The organism is Streptomyces alboniger (genome assembly GCF_008704395.1).
Taxonomy (GTDB): domain Bacteria; phylum Actinomycetota; class Actinomycetes; order Streptomycetales; family Streptomycetaceae; genus Streptomyces; species Streptomyces alboniger.
Map to the genome: position 1 here is coordinate 6,485,122 of NZ_CP023695.1, position 20,141 is coordinate 6,505,262.

18 protein-coding genes and 1 pseudogene are annotated in these 20,141 nt (G+C 72.4%); 4 read left to right on the forward strand and 15 right to left on the reverse strand.

Annotated elements, in window-relative coordinates:
• Positions 1 to 152: 152 nt before the first annotated feature.
• From CP975_RS28515 to CP975_RS28555, 10 genes are all read right to left on the reverse strand, one after another.
• Positions 153 to 1,505: a sulfate adenylyltransferase subunit 1 gene (locus CP975_RS28515; protein WP_055529586.1), complete on the reverse strand. Its 1,353-nt coding sequence runs from the start codon at positions 1,503 to 1,505 to the stop codon at positions 153 to 155.
• A 2-nt stretch (positions 1,506 to 1,507) separates the two neighbouring features.
• Positions 1,508 to 2,446 carry a sulfate adenylyltransferase subunit CysD gene (gene cysD, locus CP975_RS28520; protein WP_055529584.1) on the reverse strand — a complete coding sequence of 313 codons (939 nt, stop codon included), beginning with the start codon at positions 2,444 to 2,446 and terminating at the stop codon, positions 1,508 to 1,510.
• The gene (gene cysC / locus CP975_RS28525) at positions 2,443 to 3,042 is read right to left on the reverse strand and encodes an adenylyl-sulfate kinase (protein WP_150477503.1); all 600 of its coding nucleotides are present in this window, start codon (positions 3,040 to 3,042) and stop codon (positions 2,443 to 2,445) included. The genes cysD and cysC overlap by 4 nt, the downstream gene beginning before the upstream one ends.
• Positions 3,039 to 3,749 (reverse strand): phosphoadenylyl-sulfate reductase, encoded by a 711-nt coding sequence (locus tag CP975_RS28530; protein WP_055529580.1) that lies wholly within the window; start codon positions 3,747 to 3,749, stop codon positions 3,039 to 3,041. The genes cysC and CP975_RS28530 overlap by 4 nt, the downstream gene beginning before the upstream one ends.
• Positions 3,746 to 3,925, reverse strand: a complete 180-nt coding sequence (locus CP975_RS28535) for a hypothetical protein (protein ID WP_055529578.1) — start codon at positions 3,923 to 3,925, stop codon at positions 3,746 to 3,748. Before CP975_RS28535 ends, CP975_RS28530 begins: the two co-directional genes overlap by 4 nt.
• Positions 3,922 to 5,619 (reverse strand): nitrite/sulfite reductase, encoded by a 1,698-nt coding sequence (locus tag CP975_RS28540; protein WP_055529576.1) that lies wholly within the window; start codon positions 5,617 to 5,619, stop codon positions 3,922 to 3,924. Before CP975_RS28540 ends, CP975_RS28535 begins: the two co-directional genes overlap by 4 nt.
• 140 nt (positions 5,620 to 5,759) lie before the next feature.
• The gene (locus tag CP975_RS36425) at positions 5,760 to 5,843 is read right to left on the reverse strand and encodes a putative leader peptide (RefSeq protein WP_324615426.1); all 84 of its coding nucleotides are present in this window, start codon (positions 5,841 to 5,843) and stop codon (positions 5,760 to 5,762) included.
• A 111-nt stretch (positions 5,844 to 5,954) separates the two neighbouring features.
• Positions 5,955 to 6,542 carry a GNAT family N-acetyltransferase gene (locus CP975_RS28545; RefSeq protein WP_055529575.1) on the reverse strand — a complete coding sequence of 196 codons (588 nt, stop codon included), beginning with the start codon at positions 6,540 to 6,542 and terminating at the stop codon, positions 5,955 to 5,957.
• An 82-nt stretch (positions 6,543 to 6,624) separates the two neighbouring features.
• Positions 6,625 to 7,926, reverse strand: coding sequence for a GAF domain-containing protein (locus CP975_RS28550; protein ID WP_055529603.1), 1,302 nt, complete (start codon positions 7,924 to 7,926; stop codon positions 6,625 to 6,627).
• 266 nt (positions 7,927 to 8,192) lie between these two features.
• Entirely contained in the window at positions 8,193 to 9,827 is a 1,635-nt protein-coding gene (locus CP975_RS28555; RefSeq protein WP_055529572.1) for an acyl-CoA dehydrogenase family protein, read from the reverse strand.
• Between the two features lie 17 nt (positions 9,828 to 9,844).
• Here CP975_RS28555 and CP975_RS28560 point away from each other — a divergent pair, with 17 nt between their 5' ends.
• A complete protein-coding gene (locus tag CP975_RS28560) occupies positions 9,845 to 10,981 on the forward strand; it encodes a YihY/virulence factor BrkB family protein (protein ID WP_055529570.1) in 1,137 nt (378 codons plus the stop codon).
• Positions 10,982 to 11,060: 79 nt separating this feature from the next.
• On the opposite strand, the gene CP975_RS28565 is transcribed toward CP975_RS28560, so the two are convergent.
• Positions 11,061 to 11,939 carry an NmrA family NAD(P)-binding protein gene (locus CP975_RS28565; RefSeq protein WP_055529568.1) on the reverse strand — a complete coding sequence of 293 codons (879 nt, stop codon included), beginning with the start codon at positions 11,937 to 11,939 and terminating at the stop codon, positions 11,061 to 11,063.
• A gap of 103 nt (positions 11,940 to 12,042) precedes the next feature.
• On the opposite strand from CP975_RS28565, the gene CP975_RS28570 reads away from it, so the two are divergent.
• Positions 12,043 to 12,981, forward strand: coding sequence for an AraC family transcriptional regulator (locus CP975_RS28570; protein ID WP_055529601.1), 939 nt, complete (start codon positions 12,043 to 12,045; stop codon positions 12,979 to 12,981).
• Between the two features lie 21 nt (positions 12,982 to 13,002).
• Positions 13,003 to 13,734: a DUF6597 domain-containing transcriptional factor gene (locus tag CP975_RS28575; RefSeq protein ID WP_246201659.1), complete on the forward strand. Its 732-nt coding sequence runs from the start codon at positions 13,003 to 13,005 to the stop codon at positions 13,732 to 13,734.
• On the opposite strand, the pseudogene CP975_RS28580 reads toward CP975_RS28575, so the two are convergent.
• Positions 13,717 to 14,147: pseudogene (locus CP975_RS28580) on the reverse strand (VOC family protein). The gene CP975_RS28575 and the pseudogene CP975_RS28580 overlap by 18 nt on opposite strands.
• A gap of 100 nt (positions 14,148 to 14,247) precedes the next feature.
• Here CP975_RS28580 and CP975_RS28585 point away from each other — a divergent pair.
• A complete protein-coding gene (locus CP975_RS28585) occupies positions 14,248 to 14,688 on the forward strand; it encodes an NUDIX hydrolase (RefSeq protein ID WP_055529565.1) in 441 nt (146 codons plus the stop codon).
• Here the strand turns inward: CP975_RS28585 and CP975_RS28590 are convergent.
• From CP975_RS28590 to CP975_RS28600, 3 genes are read right to left on the reverse strand one after another with little or no spacing between them, the layout of a single operon-like run.
• Complete coding sequence (locus CP975_RS28590; protein ID WP_055529563.1) at positions 14,651 to 15,412, reverse strand: hypothetical protein; 762 nt, start codon at positions 15,410 to 15,412, stop codon at positions 14,651 to 14,653. The two genes, CP975_RS28585 and CP975_RS28590, sit on opposite strands and share 38 nt — an antisense overlap.
• Before the next feature lie 45 nt (positions 15,413 to 15,457).
• A complete protein-coding gene (locus CP975_RS35970) occupies positions 15,458 to 16,948 on the reverse strand; it encodes a hypothetical protein (protein WP_246201660.1) in 1,491 nt (496 codons plus the stop codon).
• A 53-nt stretch (positions 16,949 to 17,001) separates the two neighbouring features.
• Positions 17,002 to 19,932 carry a glycoside hydrolase family 2 TIM barrel-domain containing protein gene (locus CP975_RS28600; protein ID WP_150477504.1) on the reverse strand — a complete coding sequence of 977 codons (2,931 nt, stop codon included), beginning with the start codon at positions 19,930 to 19,932 and terminating at the stop codon, positions 17,002 to 17,004.
• Positions 19,933 to 20,141 lie beyond the last annotated feature (209 nt).

The following is a 20,141-nucleotide window of genomic DNA, read 5'->3' on the forward strand; positions in this document are numbered from 1 at the left end:
CCCCGCAGGACGGGGCGGCGGTGGGCGCGCAGGCGGTGCGCGTACGTCATCGCGCACATCGCGCGACGCCGCCCTGCCCGCTGCCGAGGGCGCCGCTGCCGATGCGGCCGCCCTCCTTCGCGAAGGTCGAGAACACGTCGAGTCGGGGCATGTCAGAAGTCCCAGCCCTCGTCGTCCGGGGCCAAAGCGGCCTCTTCGGCGGCGGTGGCGAACGCCTCGCCCGCCATGCCGGCCGCCAGCGTCGTGCCGTCGGCCGGGTCGATCAGCAGGAACGACCCGGTGCGCCGCGAGTCCGCGTACGAGTCGAGCGCGAGGGGCTCGGCGGTACGGACCTTCACGCGCCCGATGTCGTTGGCGACGAGCCGGCCGGGCTCCGGGTGCTGGGACAGGTCGTCGAGGGTCAGCCGCGAGGGGATCTCCTTGACGATCGCCTTGACCGTGCGGGTGGTGTGCTTGAGCAGCACCCGCTGGCCGACGTTCAGCGGCGTGTCCGCCACATGGCAGACCGTCGCCTCGATGTCCTGCGTGGTCGGCGGGGTGTCACCGCTCGGCACGATCAGGTCGCCGCGCGAGATGTCGATGTCGTCCTCCAGGAGCAGCGTGATGGACTGCGGCGTCCACGCCACGTCCACCGCCTTGCCCAGCAGGTCGATCCCGGTGATCTTCGAGGTGCGGCCCGAGGGCAGGACGGTCACCGACTCGCCCACGCGGAAGGTGCCGGCGGCGATCTGGCCCGCGTAGCCGCGGTAGTCGGGGTGCTCGGCGGTCTGCGGGCGGATCACGTACTGCACGGGAAGGCGGGCGTGGCAGGAGGTCAGGTCGTGGCTGACCGGGACCGTCTCCAGGTGTTCCAGGACGGTGGGGCCGCCGTACCAGTCCATGTTCGACGACGGCTCGACGACATTGTCGCCGGCCAGCGCGGAGATGGGGATGGCGGTGATCTCCGGGACGCCCAACTCGCGGGCGTACGCGGTGAATTCCTCGGCTATCTCCGCGAAGACCCGCTCCTCGTACGCGACGAGGTCCATCTTGTTGACTGCCAGGACGACGTGCGGGACGCGCAGCAGGGCGGCGACCGCGGCGTGGCGGCGGGTCTGCTCGATGACGCCGTTGCGGGCGTCGACCAGGACCACGGCCAGATCGGCCGTGGACGCGCCGGTGACCATGTTCCGCGTGTACTGCACGTGGCCGGGAGTGTCGGCGAGGATGAACCGGCGCCGGGCGGTGGCGAAGTAGCGGTAGGCCACGTCGATGGTGATGCCCTGCTCGCGCTCGGCACGCAGGCCGTCGGTGAGCAGTGCCAGGTCGGGGGCGTCGGCGCCGCGGCTCGCCGATACGCGCTCCACGGCCTCCAGCTGGTCGCTCAGGACCGACTTGGAGTCGTGCAGGAGGCGGCCCACCAGGGTGGACTTGCCGTCGTCGACGGATCCGGCGGTGGCGAACCGCAGCAGGGTGGTGGCCGACAGGTCGGCCAACTGCTCGGTGGTGGCGGTGGTGTTGCTCATGGTTAGAAGTACCCCTCGCGCTTGCGGTCTTCCATCGCGGCCTCGGAGAGCTTGTCGTCCGCCCGCGTCGCCCCGCGCTCGGTCAGCCGGGACGCGGCGATCTCGGCGATGACGGCGTCCAGCGTCGTCGCGTCCGAGTCGACGGCGCCGGTGCAGGACATGTCACCGACCGTGCGGTAGCGGATCAGGCGGGTCTCGACCCGCTCGTCGTCCTTGGGGCCGCCCCACTCGCCCGCGGTCAGCCACATCCCCGAGCGCTTGAACACCTCCCGCTCGTGCGCGAAGTAGATCTGCGGCAGCTCGATGTCCTCGCGGGCGATGTACTGCCACACGTCCAGCTCGGTCCAGTTGGACAGCGGGAAGACCCGGACGTGCTCGCCCGGCGCGTGCCGGCCGTTGTAGAGCTGCCACAGCTCGGGCCGCTGGCGGCGCGGATCCCACTGCGAGAACTCGTCGCGCAGGCTGAACACCCGCTCCTTGGCGCGCGCCTTCTCCTCGTCGCGGCGCCCGCCGCCGAAGACCGCGTCGAACCTCTCGCTCTGGATCTTCTCGGTGAGCGGCACGGTCTGGAGCGGGTTGCGCGTCCCGTCGGGGCGCTCGCGCAGTTTCCCGGCGTCGATGTACTCCTGCACCGAGGCCACGTGCAGCCGCAGTCCGTGCTCGGCCACCGCCCGGTCGCGGTACTCGATGACCTCGGGGAAGTTGTGCCCCGTGTCGACGTGCAGCAGGGAGAAGGGGACCGCGGCGGGGGCGAACGCCTTCAGTGCCAGATGCAGCATGACGATGGAGTCCTTGCCGCCGGAGAAGAGGATCACCGGCCGCTCGAACTCGCCCGCCACCTCGCGGAAGATGTGCACCGCCTCGGACTCCAGGGCGTCCAGATGGCTGAGCGCGTACGGGCTGTCGGTGCCCTCGCCGGTCACAGCGGCAACGGTGGTCATGCCAGGCCCCTTTCGGTGAGCAGCGCGTGCAGGGCCGCGGCGGACTCCCGCACCGTCTGGTCCTGCGACTCGATGCGCAGATCGGGCGACTCCGGCTCCTCGTACGGGTCGTCGACCCCGGTGAGCCCGGATATCTCGCCGGCCGCCTGCTTGGCGTACAGGCCCTTGACATCACGTACGGAGCAGACCTCGACCGGCGTGGCGACATGCACCTCCACATATCCGGTACCGGCCGCCTGGTGGCGCGCTCGCACCGCCTCACGGCTGTCCGCGAACGGCGCGATCACCGGCACAAGAACCAACACGCCATTACGGGCGAGGAGTTCGGACACGAAACCGATGCGCTGCACATTAGTGTGCCGGTCCGCACGGCTGAAGCCGAGGCCCGCGGAGAGGAAATCGCGGATCTCGTCCCCGTCGAGCACCTCGACCCGGCGGCCCTCCGCACGCAGGCGGCCCGCCAGTTCGTACGCGATGGTCGTCTTGCCGGCGCTCGGCAGGCCGGTGAGCCAGACGGTGGCTCCGCTCACGTGGTTCTCCTGACTTTCTCGCTGTGCACGCTCTTGCCGTGCGCTCTCTCGCTGTGCCGCGGTCATCCGTGGATCCCGCACTCGGTCTTGGCGTTCCCGGCCCAGCGGCCGGCCCGCGCGTCCTCACCCTCCACCAGGCGGCGGGTGCAGGGAGCGCAGCCGACCGAGCCGTAACCGTCCATCAGCAGAGGGTTGGTGAGGACGCCGTGCTCGGCGACGTACGCGTCGACGTCGTCCTGCGTCCAGCGGGCGATCGGCGAGATCTTGACCTTCCGCCGCTTCTCGTCCCAGCCGACGACCGGGGTGTTCGCCCGGGTCGGCGACTCGTCACGGCGCAGGCCCGTGGCCCAGGCCGCGTACGACGTCAGGCCTTCCTCGAGGGGCTTGACCTTGCGCAGCTTGCAGCACAGGTCCGGGTCGCGGTCGTGCAGCCGGGGCCCGTACTCGGCGTCCTGCTCGGCCACCGACTGACGTGGCGTCAGGGTGATGACGTTGACGTCCATCACGGCCTCGACGGCGTCGCGGGTGCCGATGGTCTCCGGGAAGTGGTAGCCCGTGTCGAGGAAGACGACGTCCACGCCGGGTGCGGCTCGCGAGGCGAGGTGGGCGACGACCGCGTCCTCCATCGAGGAGGTCACGCAGAACTCCCCGCCGAAGGTGGCGGCCGCCCACTGGAGGATCTCCAGCGCGGACGCGTCCTCCAGGTCGCGCCCGGCCTGTTCGGCGATCGCCTTCAACTCGACGTCGGTACGCGCCGTGTGAGTGGTCGTCATGTGCGATCGCCTCCGCCGTCGGTGTGCTGAACTCCCCGGGCGAGCAGCCCGAGGAACTTCAACTGGAAGGCTCGGTTGCACGCCGCGCATTCCCAGGCACCGTGACCGGTCTCGTTCGGGCGCAGGTCCTCGTCGCCGCAGTAGGGGCAGTGGAAGGGGGCGGCTCGCTCGCTCACTTGAGGGCCTCCTCGCCGGCCCGCGCCGCCCACGTGGCGAACCGCTCGCCGTCCGTGCGCTCCTCCTGGAACCGCTTGAGGACCCGCTCGACGTAGTCGGGCAGCTCGTCCGCGGTGACCTTCAGGCCGCGGACCTTGCGGCCGAAGCCGGCGTCGAGGCCGAGCGCGCCGCCCAGGTGCACCTGGTAGCCCTCGACCTGGTTGCCGTCGTCGTCGAGGACCAGCTGGCCCTTGAGTCCGATGTCGGCCACCTGGATACGGGCGCAGGCGTTCGGGCAGCCGTTGATGTTGATGGTGATCGGCTCGTCGAACTCCGGGATACGGCGCTCCAGTTCGTCGATGAGCGAGGCGCCGCGCGCCTTGGTCTCGACGATGGCCAGCTTGCAGAACTCGATGCCCGTGCAGGCCATGGTGCCGCGCCGGAACGGCGAGGCGTTGACCTTCAGGTCGAGGGACTCCAGGGCGGAGACGAGCGAGTCGACCTGCTCCTGCTCGATGTCGAGCACGATCATCTTCTGCTCGGCGGTGGTGCGCAGCCGCCTTGAACCGTGCGCCTCGGCGACCTCGGCGATCTTCGTGAGGGTGGCGCCGTCCACCCGGCCGACGCGCGGGGCGAAGCCGACGTAGAAGCGGCCGTCCTTCTGCCGGTGCACGCCGAGGTGGTCGCGCCAGGTGCCGGCGGGCTGCTCGGGCGCGGGGCCGTCGGTCAGCTTCCGCTTGAGGTACTCGTCCTCCAGGATCCGGCGGAACTTCTCCGGGCCCCAGTCGGCGACGAGGAACTTCAGACGGGCGCGGTTGCGCAGCCGCCGGTAGCCGTAGTCGCGGAAGATGCCGATGACGCCGCCGTACACGTCCGGCACGTCTTCGAGCGCCACCCAGGCGCCGAGGCGCACGCCCAGCTTGGGGTTGGTGGACAGGCCGCCGCCGACCCAGAGGTCGAAGCCGGGGCCGTGCTCGGGGTGGTGGACGCCGACGAACGCGACGTCGTTGATCTCGTGCGCGACGTCCAGCTGCGGTGAGCCGGAGATGGCGGACTTGAACTTGCGCGGCAGGTTCGAGAAGTCGGGGTTGCCGATGAAGCGGCGCTGGATCTCGTCGATGGCGGGGGAGCCGTCGACGATCTCGTTCTCCGCGATGCCGGCGACGGGCGAGCCGAGGATGACGCGGGGCGTGTCGCCGCAGGCCTCGGTGGTGGAGAGCCCAACGGCCTCCAGCCGCCGCCAGATCTCGGGGACGTCCTCGACGCGGATCCAGTGGTACTGGACGTTCTGCCGGTCGGTGAGGTCGGCGGTCCCGCGCGCGAACTCCTCGGAGATCTCACCGATGACGCGCAGCTGCTCGGTGGTCAGCCGGCCGCCGTCGATGCGGACGCGCAGCATGAAGTACTCGTCGTCCAGCTCCTCCGGCTCCAGGATCGCCGTCTTGCCGCCGTCGATCCCGGGCTTGCGCTGGGTGTAGAGGCCCCACCAGCGCATCCGGCCGCGCAGGTCGTTGGGGTCGATGGAGTCGAAGCCCCGCTTCGAGTAGATCGTCTCAATACGTGTCCGCACATTGAGACCGTCGTCGTCCTTCTTGAACTGCTCGTTCCCATTGAGCGGCGTGAAGTGACCCACGGCCCACTGGCCCTCGCCGCGGTGACGGCTCGCCTTGCGGCGGGGCGTGGCTGGGGCGGGCTTCTCTGGCGTGGCGGGCATGGGGTTACGTCCTTCGGGGCAGCGGGAAAGCGGCTCTCTGACCTGCGGGTATGGGCACATGCGGAAATGTGCGCGCGGCGCTGCGCAGGGAGGGGAAGCTGGGGGGATCGGTGATCAGTTGTGCGGCAGTGCTGAGTCGATCAGCAAGGCGGACACATGGCGCTGGACATGCGGCCGAGGTCGACGTGACGCCGACTCACCAAGGCAGTTCCAGTGCGATCCATGACGGAAGCGTGTCACGGGACTTTCGACCCAGTCCAGCATTATCCAGAATGTGGACACCCCTGTCCCGCATCGCGGACAGGGGTGTTGTCGATCACACGGATCAGGCGGTGTCAGTCGCGCCGGGCGCCCGGCCACGGGCCCGGGGTGGCGACCTCCGGTTCCTGTTCCACCTTGGTGTCGAAGAGCTTGAAGCCGCGCCGCAGGTAGTTGTCCATGGCGTGCTCGCCGTCCTTGGTGCAGGTGTGCAGCCACACCCGCTCGGTCGGCGCGAGCCCCGGCCACCGCTCGGCCAGGTCCCACGCGCGCGCCGCCCCGTACGAGAGGAGGTGCCCGCCGATCCGGCGGCCCCGGAAGGCGGGGAGCAGCCCGAAGTAGACGATCTCCACGACGCCCGGTGCCTCGTCCCCCTTCTCGCCCCGCGCCGCCAGCTCCATGTACCCGGCGGGCGTCCCCCTGTCGTACGCGACCCACGTCTCCACGCCCGGCCGGTCCAGCAGCTTGTGCCACTCGGCGTAGGTGAGGGACAGGCGGTCGGTCCAGCGGAGGTCCCCGCCGACCGACGCGTACAGGAACCGGCTGAACTCGGGCGACGGCACCTCGGCGCGCATGATCCGCACCTCGCCGTCGGGCGCGGCGGCGGGAAGCAGCTCGCCGGGGGAGGTCTGCTCCAGCGACCACGTGGTGACAGTGAGACTCATGGGGCTCAGCGAATCACGGGTTCGCCGGGATCCGGAAGCCCGCCCGTACGGGTGCCGCGCCGCGAACGCGCCGCCCAGAGGCTCAGGGCTCCGCCACGCTCCTCGCCTCCCGTATCGCCGGTGCGACCGAGTGCGGCAGGAGGCGGGCCGGACTGTCCGGTGCCACCACCTCCACCTCGACGTCCTCGTGGAAGCGGTACGGGCGGTGGGCGAGCACGCCGCCGCCCAGGTATCTGCGCACCCGGGACAGCTCGGCGCGCACCGTCACCGTGCGGGCCGGGTCGCCGAACATGTCCTGCGCGAGGCCCGAGGCGCTGCGTCCCTCGCGGTGCGTGGCGAGCAGATAGAGCAACTCCGCGTGGCGCGGACTCAGTTCATGCGTCCAGTCGCGGACACCGCCGAGCATGGACAGGGTCCATCCGCGCGGTTCGCTCACGTCGAGGACCAGCCGGGTCGCGGACAGCGGCTCCGGCGTGCCGCCCGGCGCCTCCGGGCGCAGCAGCCAGCCGCCGGGCAGCGGCTCCACCCGGCACGACCCCAGCGAGGGCAGCCAAGTACGGCCCGCCGCGAGGGACCTGGGGAGGGCGAGGCGGTCCGCAGGGGGCATGCCCGTCACCGCGGCGGTCCAGCCGTGCACGTCCACGGCGATCGCCCGCCCGTCCAGGCGCGCGAGAACCGGCGCCGCCACCGCGCGCAGCCGCTCCAGCGCCGTCACATGCCGCTCGCGCAGCCGGGCCTCGGCGAGCTTGGCCACCGAGCCGGCCAGGGCCAGCGTCGCCGGGTGCATGGTCCGCAGCGGGCCGCTGACGTCGACGACGCCGAGCAGCCTGCCGTCGCGCGGATCGGTCACCGGAGCGCCCGCGCACGTCCAGGAGTGCTGGGTGCGCACGAAGTGCTCGGCGGAGAAGACCTGCACCGGGCGGCGCACGACCAGCGGCGTGCCCAGGCCGTTCGTGCCGACGACGCTCTCGGACCAGTCCGCGCCCGGTTCAAAGCCGAGCGAGTCCGCCTTGCGCAGCACCGCGGCGCTGCCCTCGCGCCACAGCACCCGCCCCTCCGCGTCGCAGACGACCATGATGTGCTGCGCGGCGTCCGCCACCGAGACCAGGGCGTCGCGCAGGACCGGCAGGATCTCCCGGAGCGGCGAGGCGCGGCGGCGCTCCTCCAGTTCCTCCTCGCCGAGCAGCGGCGACCTGAAGCCGTGATCGGGGTCGACCCCGTCGGTGAGCATCCGCTCCCAGGACTCGCGGATCACCGGGCGTGGTACGACGCGCGGCCGCTGCCCGGAGAGCGTCGCGTCGTGCGCCCCCTTCAGCAGCCGCGCGGCGTGCGCGAGGTCCATGGCGGAGATCCGCGCGAGATCGATCATCGAAGGGGCGTTCATCACCACGGGGTCCTTTCCGGCCAGACCGGTGCGTAGCGGCATCCCTTCATCCTGCCGTGGGATCACGGGCCGGGGCGATGGTTCGACGATAAACAATTGGGCGCGGGAGGGCGTTGCAACCTCATGCAACCCTCGCGAACGCCTGTGCGGTGGCCGAATCTGGACGCATCACCGCCCGTGCGGTGTTCATGCTCCTCAAGGGGCCTGAAGGACGGGGGTGGTGCCGTGTCGGCGCAGCACCACCCCCGTGTCGTACCCGTCGGCGGCTACGGCCGCGGCGCGGCCCGCTCCACCACCGAGGCCAGATCGAGACTGTGCGGCAGCGTGCCGAACGCCGCGCCCCAGTCCCCGCCGAGCCGTGAGGCACAGAACGCGTCGGCGACCTCCGGGGGCGCGTAGCGCACGAGCAGGGAGCCCTGGAGCACCAGGGCCATGCGCTCCACGAGGCGCCGCGCCCGCGCCTCGATGCCCTCCAGATCGGCGAGTTCGGTCAGCAGGCCCTTGATCGCCCCGTCCAGCCGGTGATCGGCGCCACGGGCCCTGCCGACCTCCTGGAGGAAGGCGTTGAGGGCCTGCGGCTCGCGCTGCAACGCCCGCAGCACGTCCAGCGCCTGTACGTTCCCCGACCCCTCCCAGATGGAGTTGAGCGGCGCCTCGCGCAGCAGCCGCGGCATGCCCGACTCCTCGACGTAGCCGTTGCCGCCGAGGCACTCCAGGGCCTCGCCGACCATCGGCGTGCACCGCTTGGTCACCCAGTACTTGGCGGCCGGCACCGCGAGGCGCAGGAACGCCTGCTCCTGCTCGCTCCCGTCGTCGTACGCCGCCGCGAGCCGCAGCGCCAGCGTCGTGGCCGCCTCCGATTCGAGGGCCAGGTCCGCCAGGACGTTGCGCATGAGCGGCTTGTCGATCAGCTTGCCGCCGAAGGCCTCCCGGTACGTGGCGTGGTGCACCGCCTGCGCGACGGCCTGCCGCATCAGCGCGGCCGAACCGATCACGCAGTCCAGCCGGGTCGCGGCGACCATCTCGATGATGGTGCGCACCCCTCGCCCCTCGTCCCCGACCCGGCGCGCCCACGTACCGTCGAACTCGACCTCGCTGGAGGCGTTGGAGCGGTTGCCCAGTTTGTCCTTGAGCCGCTGGATGGCGAAGGCGTTGCGCGTGCCGTCCTGAAGGACGCGCGGCACGAGGAAGCAGGTCAGCCCCTGCTCCGCCTGCGCGAGCACCAGGAAGCCGTCGGACATGGGCGCGGAGCAGAACCACTTGTGGCCCGTCAGCTCGTACGCGCCCTCCTCCGAGAGGGCCGCCGCCCGCGTCGTGTTGGCCCGCACGTCACTGCCGCCCTGCTTCTCCGTCATGCCCATCCCGAAGAGGACGCCCGCCTTCTGCGACGCCGGGCGCAGCCCCTGGTCGTAGACGGTCGAGGTGAGGCGCGGCTCCCACTCGGCGGCGAGCGCGGGGTCGGCGCGCAGCGCGGGCACCGCGGCGTGCGTCATCGACACCGGGCAGCCGTGCCCGCCCTCCGTCTGCGTCCACACCAGGAACCCCGCGGCCCGCCGCACATGCCCGCCGGGCCGCGACCAGGCCGCGGTCAGGCCCGCCCCGACCGCCTTGCCGAGCAGCCGGTGCCAGGACGGATGGAAGTCGACCTCGTCGACGCGGTTGCCGTACCGGTCGTGGGTGCGCAGCACGGGAGGGTTGGCGTTGGCCAGTGCTCCCCACTCCTGTGCCTGGGCGGAACCGGCGCTGCGGCCGAGCAGCGAGAGGTCCTCGCGGGCGGAATCGAGGAGCGCCGGGTCCAGATGCCGCTCGACGCCCTCCACGAGGGCCCGGTCGGAAGCGAATACGTCATATCCCACCAGGGGCGGAGCCTGGTTGGTCACTGTGTGGGTGGTGGCTGCCATGCCGCTACGGTAAGGAGGTGCACCAGGCAAATGAAACACCCGGGCGGCCCTCGGGACGCTGGAAACGGGCCCGCGCTCTGTACCGCAACGTCTCCAAGCGCAGGACCGCCTGGCTGCTGCTCAAGGACACCGTCAACTCGTGCATCGAGTACCGCATCCTGGGGCTCGCGGCCGAGGCGGCGTTCTTCACGCTGCTCTCCGTGCCGCCGCTGCTGCTGAGCCTCATCGGGCTGCTCGCCTACGTCGACCGGTGGACCGGCGCGAACACCATCGCCAGCGTCGAGAACAACATCCTGGAGGCGTCCCGCACGATCCTGTCCGACCGGGGAGTCAGCCAGATCGCGCAGCCGATACTGGAAGACGTCATGAAGGTCAGCCGGCCCGACATCATCTCCATCGGCTTCCTCTTCGCCCTGTGGTCCGGCTCGCGCGCCGTGAACGTCTTCATCGACACGATCACCGTGATGTACGGCCTCGACGGCGTGCGCGGCATCGTCAAGACGCGCCTGCTCGCCTTCGGCCTCTTCATCGTGGCGCTGCTCATCGGCTCGGTCGCGCTGCCGCTGATGGTGGCGGGGCCGGACGCGGTGGTGAAGCTCCTGCCCGGCTCGACGACGGTCGTCCAGATCCTGTACTGGCCGGTCGTCGTCATCCTCTCCGTGGTCTTCCTGACGACGCTCTACCACGTGTCGGTGCCGGTGCGTTCGCCGTGGGTCGAGGACATGCCGGGCGCGCTGATCGCCCTGGCCATGTGGGTGCTCGGCAGCTTCCTCCTGCGCATCTACCTCACCTCCACGGTGGAGGGCCCCACGATCTACGGCTCCCTCGCCGCGCCGGTCGCCGTGCTCCTGTGGATCGGTGTGTCCGCCTTCGCGGTCCTGGTCGGCGCCGCGGTGAACGCGGCGATCGACCGCGTCTGGCCGTCCGTCGCCACGGCCGTCGCGCGCGCCGCCAACGACCGCATAAGGGAGGCGCAGGCCGCCGAGGTCGTCGCCCGCGCGGCCGCCGCCCGCGAGGGCCTCACCGACCCGGACGACCCCGAAATGCCCTCGGAGTTCCCCGAGCGGTGGTCCCGTTTCCTTCCCCCGGACGACGTGACCTCGCGGCTCCGTACGCATGTGAAGAAGAACGGCACGGAGCCGCCCCCGGAGTAGCGGTGCGAAGAGCCCCCCCGGCGATTGAGGAGCGGGGGCCGGGGCGGAGCCCCGAGGCCTCGCGCGGAGGGGCTCCGACTCAGCTCTTCCAGGTGCCCGCATCGGCCTGCTCCGCGGCGAAGTCGGCGAAGTCCCTGGGCTCGCGCCCCAGCACCTCCCGCACCCCCGCGGAGAGCATCGCATTGCGCCCGTCGAGGTTCGTCTCGAACATCCCCACCAGGAACTCCGCCTCCTCCACCGGGACCCCGAACTCCTGGAGGGCGGCCCCGTACTCGCGGGCCGAGACCGGGGCATAGGTGATCTCCCGCCCGGCCGCCGCCGAGACCTCGGCCACCGCCTGCCGGAACGAGAGCAGCCGCGGCCCCGTGATGTCCAGGATCCGGTCGGCGAACCGGTCGCCGCCGGTCAGCGCGGCCACCACCACGTCACCGATGTCCCGCGTGTCGATGAAGGGTTCGAGCACCTCCCCGGCGGGGAAGACCAGCTCGCCGCCCCGCATCTCCTCCAGGAGCGGACCCTCGCTGAGGTTCTGGGCGAACCAACTGGCCCGTACGACCGTCCACCGGGCGCCCGACTCCCGCACGGCCTGCTCGGTGGCGTGTGCCTGGTGCTCACCTCGCGCCGAGAGCAGCGTGAGCCGCCCTACGCCGAGTTCGACCGCGAGCCGGGCGAACGCGCCGACCGCCTCCGCCGCCCCGGGCGCGCCGACGTCCGGCAGATACGCGAGATGCGCCGCGTCGGCGCCCCGCAGGGCGTCCGCCCAGGTCGACCGGTCCGCCCAGTCGAAGCGCACCGCCCCGTGGCGCGAGGCGGCCCGCACCGTGAGCCCGGCCGCCTCGGCGGACTCCACCACTCTGCGCCCCACCCGGCCGGTCGCGCCGGTCACCAGGACGGTCATGCCCGCCGTGCTTTTGGAGTTCGTGTTGCCCCTGTTCGTCTTTTCCGTGTTCGTCGTCATGGCTTCAGTCAACCGCCCGGCCCGCGGCGGAACCATCGCCGAGGCGCTCACGGCCATACGCCTGCGTCCACGCGCCGCTCGCGCCCGCGTCTACGCTGCCGCCATGGACGTACTCGCAGGCTTGCTGGAAGGCCCCCGCGCCCGGGGGGCCTTCATGATCCGCGCGCTGTTCGACCCGCCCTGGTCCGTGCGCATCGCGGACGAGGCACCCCTGTCCGTCATGGTCATGGTGCGTGGCACCGCGTGGGTCGTCCCCGAGGACGGGACGCCCCCGCAGCGCATCCGCCCCGGCGACCTCGCCATCGCCCGCGGACCCGACCACTACACCTGCGCCGGCGACCCCGCCACGAAGGCGCTCGCCGAGATCCAGCCCGGCGAGCGCTGCGTGCCGCTGGGCGACGCCCCGCCCGGGAAGTACGGGTCCCTCGGACTGCGCGCCTGGGGAGAGTCGCACGACAGCTCCGTGGAGATGCTGATCGGCACCTACCAGATGCGGGGCGAGATCACCGGACGGCTCCTCGACGCGCTGCCGCCGCTGCTCGTCCTGCCCACCGAGGTGTGGGACTGCCCCCTCACCCCCCTGCTCGCCGACGAGATCAGCAAGGACGAGCCGGGCCAGGACGTGGTCCTGGACCGGCTCCTCGACCTCCTCCTGATCGCCGCCCTGCGCGCCTGGTTCTCGCGGCCCGAGGCGGCGGCCCCCGCCTGGTACCGGGCGATGGGCGACTCCGTCGTGGGCCGCGCCCTGCGCCTGCTCCAGGACGATCCCGCGCACCCCTGGACGATCGCGGACCTCGCAGCGAAGGCGGGCGTCTCGCGGGCCGCGCTGGCGCGGCGGTTCACCGAGCTGGTGGGGGAGCCACCGATGACGTACCTGACGAACTGGCGGCTCGCGCTCGCCGCGGACCTGCTGCGCGACAGTGAGCTGACGATCGCCTCGATCGCCCGCAAGGTCGGCTACGGCAGCGCGTTCGCGCTGTCCGGCGCCTTCAAACGGGTCTACGGAATCAGCCCGCAGGAGCACCGCACCCGAGCGGCGTAGCCTTTGTGTGTGACTTTGTGTGTGGCTTCGTGCGTGGCCGAGGAGGCCGGTGACCAGGGGGAGTACCGCGAGCGGCCGTCCCGGCTGACCGGCGCGGTCGTGTGGACCCGCACGGCCACGGCCGCCCCCGGCGACGCCCGTCCCGTCCTGCCGGACGGCTGCATGGACCTGCTGTGGACCGAGGGCAGGCTCTTCGTCGCGGGCCCGGACACCCGCGCGTACGTCCCCACGGCCGCCGGGGGCCGCTATGTGGGTCTGCGCTTCCACCCCGGCACGGCCCCCGCCCTTTTCGGCGTCCCGGCCCACGAACTGCGGGATCGGCGCGTGGAGTTGGCGGACCTGTGGAGTGCGGCGACAGTGCAGCGGCTGACCGGGCGGGTGGACGGAGCCCGCGACCCGGTGGCCGCCCTGGAGGAGGTCGCGATGGAGCGCGCCGACGAGGCCGGGCCGCCCGACCCGTTCCTCGCCGAGGTCGTACGCTCCCTGGGTGCCGGCGCCTCGGTCGCCGCGACGGCGAAGGCGCTGGGCGTCAACGCCCGCCTTCTGCACCGCCGTTCACTGCCCGCCTTCGGCTACGGCCCCAAGACGCTGGCCCGCGTGCTGCGACTCCAGCGGGCACTCGCACTGGCCCGCGAAGGACTGCCGTACGCGGACACCGCGGCGGTGGCGGGCTTCGCCGACCAGGCCCATCTCGCCCGCGACGTCAAGGAGTTGACCGGGCTGCCGCTGACCGCGCTACTCGGCGGCAGCTGACGGGCCGGGGGCCTCCAGCGGCGCGAAGAGGTCGACGCCGTTGCCGTCCGGGTCGAGGACGACGGCGTACCGCTGCCCCCAGGGCGCGTCGAACGGTGTCAGCTCGCTCTTGTACCCGGCGCCCATGAGCCCCTCGTAGGACGCGTCGACGCCCTTCGGCGTCCCGCAGTGGAAGGCGAGCCCGATCCGCCCCTCGCCGGTGGGCGGATGCCACCCCTCGTGGAAGGAGCGGATCGTCTCCTCCGTGTCGAAGGCGATGCGCAGGCCCCGGGAAGAGCGGCCTCCACATGCGGCGCGCTCTCGGAGCCCTCGGCGAACTCCAGGCCGAGACGGCGGTAGAAGCCGAGTGAGGCGGCCATGTCGGACACGATCAGGCCGATCACATCGAACCGTGGAATGGGTGTGCTGTTCATGTCCGTGAGCGTATGCGGCCTACGGGTGACCGGTCTTGAAGGAATCGGACACTACCTGCACGACTGTCCGGGCCCCCGAATCCCCGCTACGGTGGAAGGCATGGACTATCCCGGCGACAACCGGCTCGCGGCGGCCGTCGTGGCCCATCGCGGCCGTGTCCTGCTCGTACGCCGCAGCGAGACCGAGCGGTTCCTGCCCCGGGTCTGGGGCGTGCCGTGCGGAAAGCTCGAACCGGGCGAGAGTCCGCGCGACGGCGTCCTGAGAGAGCTGAAGGAAGAGACCGGTCTGCTCGGCCAGGTACTGCGCAAGGTCGGCGAATCCTCCTTCGTCAGTACGTACCACGGCCACGAGGTGAAGAACTGGCAGGACAACTTCCTGGTCAGGCCGCTCACCCTCGACGTGGCGCTCCCGCTGCCCGACCAGGAGCACCGCTGGCTCGCCCCCGCCGACCTCGGCTCGGTCGAGATCGACGACTACAACCGCGACATCGTCAGCCAGGCCTTCAGTACTCGTCCCGGCAGTACTCGTCCCGGCCGATGAGCTGCGCGAGGGTCTCCAGCTCCGCCAAGTAGTCCCCCACCTCCAGGGGCTTCTTCGCCACCGCCCGCGTCGGCACGTCCGCCGCGCCGGGGTCGGTGAACACGTCCGTGTAGCGCCGCCGCTCCGCCCCGGTCTCCAGGAACAGTGTCACCGTCGGCCCGGCCGACGCGCACCACGCCCGGTGCAGGGCGAACGACGGCAGCGCGTACCCGCTCCCCGCCGTGTACAGCGCGCTCTGCGTCAGCCGCAGCCGCGCCCGCCCGGCCGGCTCCAGAAGCCAGTCGCCCTCCTCGCCCGCGAGGGACTCCCGGTACCGCGCGGCCTCCAGGCCGCCCGCGCTCTCCTCGCCGCCGGGTACGGGTTCGTACAGCTCCATGCCGAGCGCGCCGCGCACCACGTGGGAGGCCAGCGGCGAGCGGTGGTTGTGGATGTCCTCGCGGACGTTCGCCCCGGGGTGCCACACGTGCGCGCGCAGCATGTGCCGGGGACCGCCGTCGACCAGGAGCAGCTTGTCGAAGCCCAGGACGTGGCGGTACGAGAGCAGGGCGCACCCCGACGGGTCGCCCGCCCCCGCCGCCAGCTCGGTGAGCAGCGGCAACAGGCGCGCGGGCGAGCCCAGTTCGGCGACGACGGTGCGGGCCGCCCGCACCAGGTCGTCCTCCGTCGGCCCGGTCGGCGCCCCTTCGAGCAGCCGCCTGGCCCTGTGCACGTGCCGAGCACCCACAGCACTCTCCCCCTCGTCCGCGCGTGGACGCGCCGGTCCCGGGGTTCAGGCACCCGGCTGATACATCCATACGGCATGTGCCCGCAGCGCCGAAAGGCCCTGATAGGTCATCCACAGGGGGCGGCCGAGATCATGCCCGTCCCAGTTCCATATCCCGTCGTCCTGCTGACGCCACACCGAGCCGACGGCTGTCGTGAGCAGCGCGTGCCACTGCTCCTCGCGGCCCTCGTCGACGGCGATCCGCCAGGCGCCCGGCGTGAGGAGCGCCCGCACCATCCAGGCGGCCGTGAAGTGCCGTACGAACAAGACCTCTTGGCGCCAGGAGTCCACGGGGTGCGGGCGACGCACCTCCTCCTGGGTGTTGGTCAGGTCCACGCAGGCGTCGTGCAGCGGCTGCGGGCAGGACAGCAGCCAGCGCACGCCGTCCTCGCGGGCGGCGCGGGTGTTCGTGTCCTCGTCCAGCAGGCGGGCCGCCCGGTCGAGGGCGACCACGGCCTGCGCCGTGTGCACGGGGGACGGGCGGGCGGCCGGGGTGCGCAGGGTGGGGCCCCAGCAGCGGCGGTGCTCCCTGGCGGGGTCCGTGATCGTGCGGTCGACCAGCTCGTCCCGCAGCCGCGCCACGTCGGGTGAGTGCGGCGCCGCGCGCAGCAGGCCGCGCAGCATCGTGGTCACCACGTGGGTCCTGCCGAAGCCGGACGCCTCCAGCTCCGCGGTGAAGCCCGCGGCGCAGCGGGCCGCTTCGGCGGCGACCCGCTCGGGGTCCGCGCCCGCCCGGGCCAGGGCGCCGAGCGCGAGCGCGGTCACCTCGGGCCGCGGCATGACGCCCTGGGAGCGCGCCGCCCAGCCGCCGTCCCGCAGCCGCAGCCGCCACAGCGTCTCCGTGAGGTCGCTGACGCTCAACCGGCCGTCGGGGGCGGAGAGTTCGAGGACGATGTGCAGGCCGTAGGCGGTGCCGGTCGGGGTGGGCCGCACCGGCCTCGTCGGCTCGTCCAGCGAGTGCGGCCAGCCGGTGAGCCTGCCCCGGTCGGGGTCGTCGAGGACGGCCAGCTCCGCGGCGAGCGTGGCGTGCGAGGCGGCGAGGAGCGCCGGGAGGGGGCGGGGCGTGGCGGCGGGCGCGCCCGGGGCGGACCCGGTGCGCGCCCCGCGCGGAAGGGGGACCCCCGCGGTGCCCGGTCGGCCCGCGAGACCCAGCCGGCCCGCGTGACCGGGGCGGACGCCGCCGGACCCGTCCGCTCCCGTGGCGTCGCTGTCGCCGTCCTCGCCATCGGCGCCCGCCCGTGCTCTGATCAGCGCGGCCGAGAGCCAGGCGGCGAGGCCCACGCCGAGGCCGCTCACCGCCGCGATGCCGTAGCGCGCGGCGTCCGCCGAGATCGCGTCCGGCAACACGCCCACCAGCGACTGGAACACCGCGTATCCGGCCGCGGCGCAGCCGAAGCCGCCGAGCCAGCCCACGAAGCGTCCCGGGGGCGCGTCGGGCCGCGGGTCCGGGGTGGGTTCCGGCCTCGACGGGCCCCGGCCGAGCCGCTGCTGTGACATGCGGTGCTCCCTCCCCCCAGGGCGGCGCGTGGGGTCGGTGTTCACACACCAGTCTAGTGCCGGGCGGCCCCGTTTCCCCGGGTCACGGCGGTGGAGAAGGTGACGTCCAACCTCTCGGGCCGGGCGTGCAGTTGGTACTGCGGCAGGGCTCCGGGGCCGCAGGACTGCGAGCCGATGCCCTGCTGGCCGATGTCCAGATTGACCCACACGGTGTCGCCCGGGACGAGGTCGGTACGGTGCCGGGCGGCGTCGAGCTGTTCGGTGGTCCAGCGGCGCGCGGTGAACCACGGCCCGTCGTTGGTGTCGACGCGCAGCCCGCCGACCTCCGCCCAGCGCAGCCCGGGACGCGCGCCATTCTCCTGCGGGCGCACGTAAGGGGTCTGCATCGCGTCGACGTCCGACTCCCAGAGGCCGGTCATCGAGGCCGCACAGGTGTCGGGGTAGGCCTCGCCGGGCCCGCCGCCGAACCACCGGACCGGCCCGGACGCGCCGGGCAGCCCGAAGCGGATGCCGACGCGCGGCAGCGGCACCGTCCACTCGCCCTCGGGCTCCACCTCCAGCGACAGCAGCAGGCGGGGCCCGTCGGACTGCCAGCGGTACTCCACGCGCAGCCCCAGATCGCTCGCCGCGGGCGCCACCCGTGTGCGTACGGTCAGGGCGTCGTCGCGCAACTCGACCGCGTCCACGCGGTGTTGCATCCGGTCGAGTCCGAGCCGCCGCCACCGCGTGCTCAGGGAGGGCTCGGGGCGCCAGGGCATGCCGTTGTCGTTGTCGGTGGGCGCCCGCCACACATCCAGGCGCAGCTCCTTGATCTCCAGGCCGCCGAGCGAGAGCAGCGTGCCGTGGGCGTCGAAGGCGGCGTCGCCGAGCAGGATGCGCCGGCCGTCGCGTACCGGGGCCGTGCCGCCGGGCGTCGACCGCACCGGGCGTGCCTCGTCGTCGAGTTGGGCCCACGCCACCACGTGGCCGCGCTCCGCCCACGCCGCGTCCTCGGCGAGCACCGCCCGCACCGTCCACCGGCTCTCGGCGCCCCGGCCCCGCTTCGGCGCGGGCGGCAGCTTCACCTCGGCGCACTCTCCGGGCCGGACCGCGGGCATCGGCAGGGAGCCGTCGGCGACGCTCACGCCGTCCACCTCGTACGACCAGGTGAGGGCCAGCAGGGAGAGGTCGGTGAAGTCGTACAGATTGGTGATCCGTAGGGCCCTGCCGCGCTCGTCGCTGTCGCTGTCGCCGTCGCCGTCCGTACGGGCCGGCTCGACGCGCACCGGCTCGATGCGCACCGGCTCGATCACCTTCTTGTACTCGACGAGGCCGGGAGACGGCGTCCGGTCGGGGAAGACGAGCCCGTCGCAGACGAAGTTCCCGTCGTGCGGCTCCTCGCCGAAGTCACCGCCGTAGGCGTACGCGTACGACGGGTGCGCGAGCCCGTGGTCGATCCACTCCCAGATGAAGCCGCCCTGAAGCCGCTCGTACGTCTCGAAGAGTTTCTGGTACTCGCTCAGGCCACCCGGGCCGTTGCCCATGGCATGCCCGTACTCGCAGAGCAGGAAAGGAAGTTGACGCCTCTCCTCGGGGCCTTCGTCCGCGCCGCGGCCGATGCGCTCGACCTCGTCGTGATCGGCGTACATCCGTGAGTACATGTCGGTGTCCGCACAGGAGCTGTCTCCCTCGTAGTGCAGGAGGCGGCTGTCGTCCCGGGCGCGGATCCACTGGGCCATGGCGGTCAGGCCGCGGCCCGTGCCGCATTCGTTGCCCAGCGACCAGACGACGACCGAGGGGTGGTTCTTGTCGCGCTCGACCATGCGGGCCGCGCGGTCCAGGAGGGCGGGCGTCCACCGGTCGTCGTCGACGGGATTGCCCCGCCAGCCGACCGCCTGGAAGCCGTGCGTCTCCAGGTCGCACTCGTCGACGACCCACAGGCCGAGCTCGTCACAGAGGTCCAGGAAGGCGGGGTGGGGCGGATAGTGGCTGGTGCGGACGGCGTTGATGTTGTGCCGCTTCATCAGCAGCACGTCAGCGCGCATGGTGTCGAGGTCGAGGGCGCGGCCCGTCTCCGGGTGGAACTCATGGCGGTTGACGCCGCGGAAGAGGACCGGGCGGCCGTTGACCTTGATGAGCCCGTCCTCGACGGCGACCGTACGGAAGCCGATCCGCAGCGGGATCCGCTCGCCCGCCGTGGCGTAGACCCCGTCGTAGAGCCTCGGCGTCTCGGCGGTCCACGGCTCGACGTCCACGGTGACCGTCTCGCCCGTCGCCACGTCGATGCCCAACTCGCCTACGACGACCCGCCCTTCGACGTCGGCGTCGACGCGCAGCGTGCCCGTCCCCGCGCGATGGTCGTACGACGCGTGCACGAAGTGGTCGCCCGCGCAGCCCTCGGGCCGGTGCAGCAGCGTCACATCGCGGAAGATGCCCGGCAGCCACCACTGGTCCTGGTCCTCCAGATACGACCCCGAGGACCACTGGTGGACGCGGACGGCGAGGACGTTGCCCGCGGGGCGCAGCAGCGCGCCGACGTCGAACTCGTGGGGCAACCGGGATCCCTTGAAGTCGCCCAGCTCCGTGCCGTTGAGCCAGACGCGGGCACAGGACTCGACCCCGTCGAAGCGCAGCACCGCCGTGCCCGGCCCCGGCCAGTCGGCGGGCAGGTCGAAGGTGCGCAGGTGGTCGCCCGTGGGGTTGTCGGTCGGCACCCTCGGAGGGTCCACCGGGAACGGATAGAGCTGATTGGTGTAGTGGGGCGCGCCGTGGCCCTGGAGCACCCAGTGTCCGGGGACCGTGATGTCGTCCCAGGCCGTGCGGTCGTGGCCGTCGGCGGCGAACGCGTCGTCCTCGGCGTCGGCGGTGGGGGAGAGGCGGAAGCGCCAGGTGCCGTTGAGGGAGAGGGCGGGGGCGTCCGACGCCGCGTACCAGGCGCGGGGCGGCAGGCTGCCGGTGCCGGGGGATGCGTCCTCGTGATGGCGGAGATCCAAGCCGTGATCCATGCGTTCCATCAGACCGTGCCGGGGCGGCGGCTCACAATTGTTTCGGAGCGGGAGTCGATGGACTCTTCGGGCGTGGCTTGGACGGGCGCGGGACTGGCTGCGGATAGCGCGGGACATAGGCGTCTGCGGGGGTACCACTCGGCGTTCGGGCGGCCGATCTCCCGCTCACGGCGGCCCGGGGCGCGCCGGCGCCCGCCAGGGGCAGGGGC

Bases quoted from the DNA above. Each gene is read 5' to 3' on its own strand.
- CP975_RS28515 (WP_055529586.1), bottom strand. From the start codon at position 1,505: ATGAGCAACACCACCGCCACCACCGAGCAGTTGGCCGACCTGTCGGCC.
- cysD (WP_055529584.1), bottom strand. From the start codon at position 2,446: ATGACCACCGTTGCCGCTGTGACCGGCGAGGGCACCGACAGCCCGTAC.
- cysC (WP_150477503.1), bottom strand. From the start codon at position 3,042: ATGACCGCGGCACAGCGAGAGAGCGCACGGCAAGAGCGTGCACAGCGA.
- CP975_RS28530 (WP_055529580.1), bottom strand. From the start codon at position 3,749: ATGACGACCACTCACACGGCGCGTACCGACGTCGAGTTGAAGGCGATC.
- CP975_RS28540 (WP_055529576.1), bottom strand. From the start codon at position 5,619: ATGCCCGCCACGCCAGAGAAGCCCGCCCCAGCCACGCCCCGCCGCAAG.
- CP975_RS36425 (WP_324615426.1), bottom strand. From the start codon at position 5,843: ATGGATCGCACTGGAACTGCCTTGGTGAGTCGGCGTCACGTCGACCTC.
- CP975_RS28545 (WP_055529575.1), bottom strand. From the start codon at position 6,542: ATGAGTCTCACTGTCACCACGTGGTCGCTGGAGCAGACCTCCCCCGGC.
- CP975_RS28550 (WP_055529603.1), bottom strand. From the start codon at position 7,926: ATGAACGCCCCTTCGATGATCGATCTCGCGCGGATCTCCGCCATGGAC.
- CP975_RS28555 (WP_055529572.1), bottom strand. From the start codon at position 9,827: ATGGCAGCCACCACCCACACAGTGACCAACCAGGCTCCGCCCCTGGTG.
- CP975_RS28565 (WP_055529568.1), bottom strand. From the start codon at position 11,939: ATGACGACGAACACGGAAAAGACGAACAGGGGCAACACGAACTCCAAA.
- CP975_RS28570 (WP_055529601.1), top strand. From the start codon at position 12,043: ATGGACGTACTCGCAGGCTTGCTGGAAGGCCCCCGCGCCCGGGGGGCC.
- CP975_RS28585 (WP_055529565.1), top strand. From the start codon at position 14,248: ATGGACTATCCCGGCGACAACCGGCTCGCGGCGGCCGTCGTGGCCCAT.
- CP975_RS35970 (WP_246201660.1), bottom strand. From the start codon at position 16,948: ATGTCACAGCAGCGGCTCGGCCGGGGCCCGTCGAGGCCGGAACCCACC.
- CP975_RS28600 (WP_150477504.1), bottom strand. From the start codon at position 19,932: ATGGATCACGGCTTGGATCTCCGCCATCACGAGGACGCATCCCCCGGC.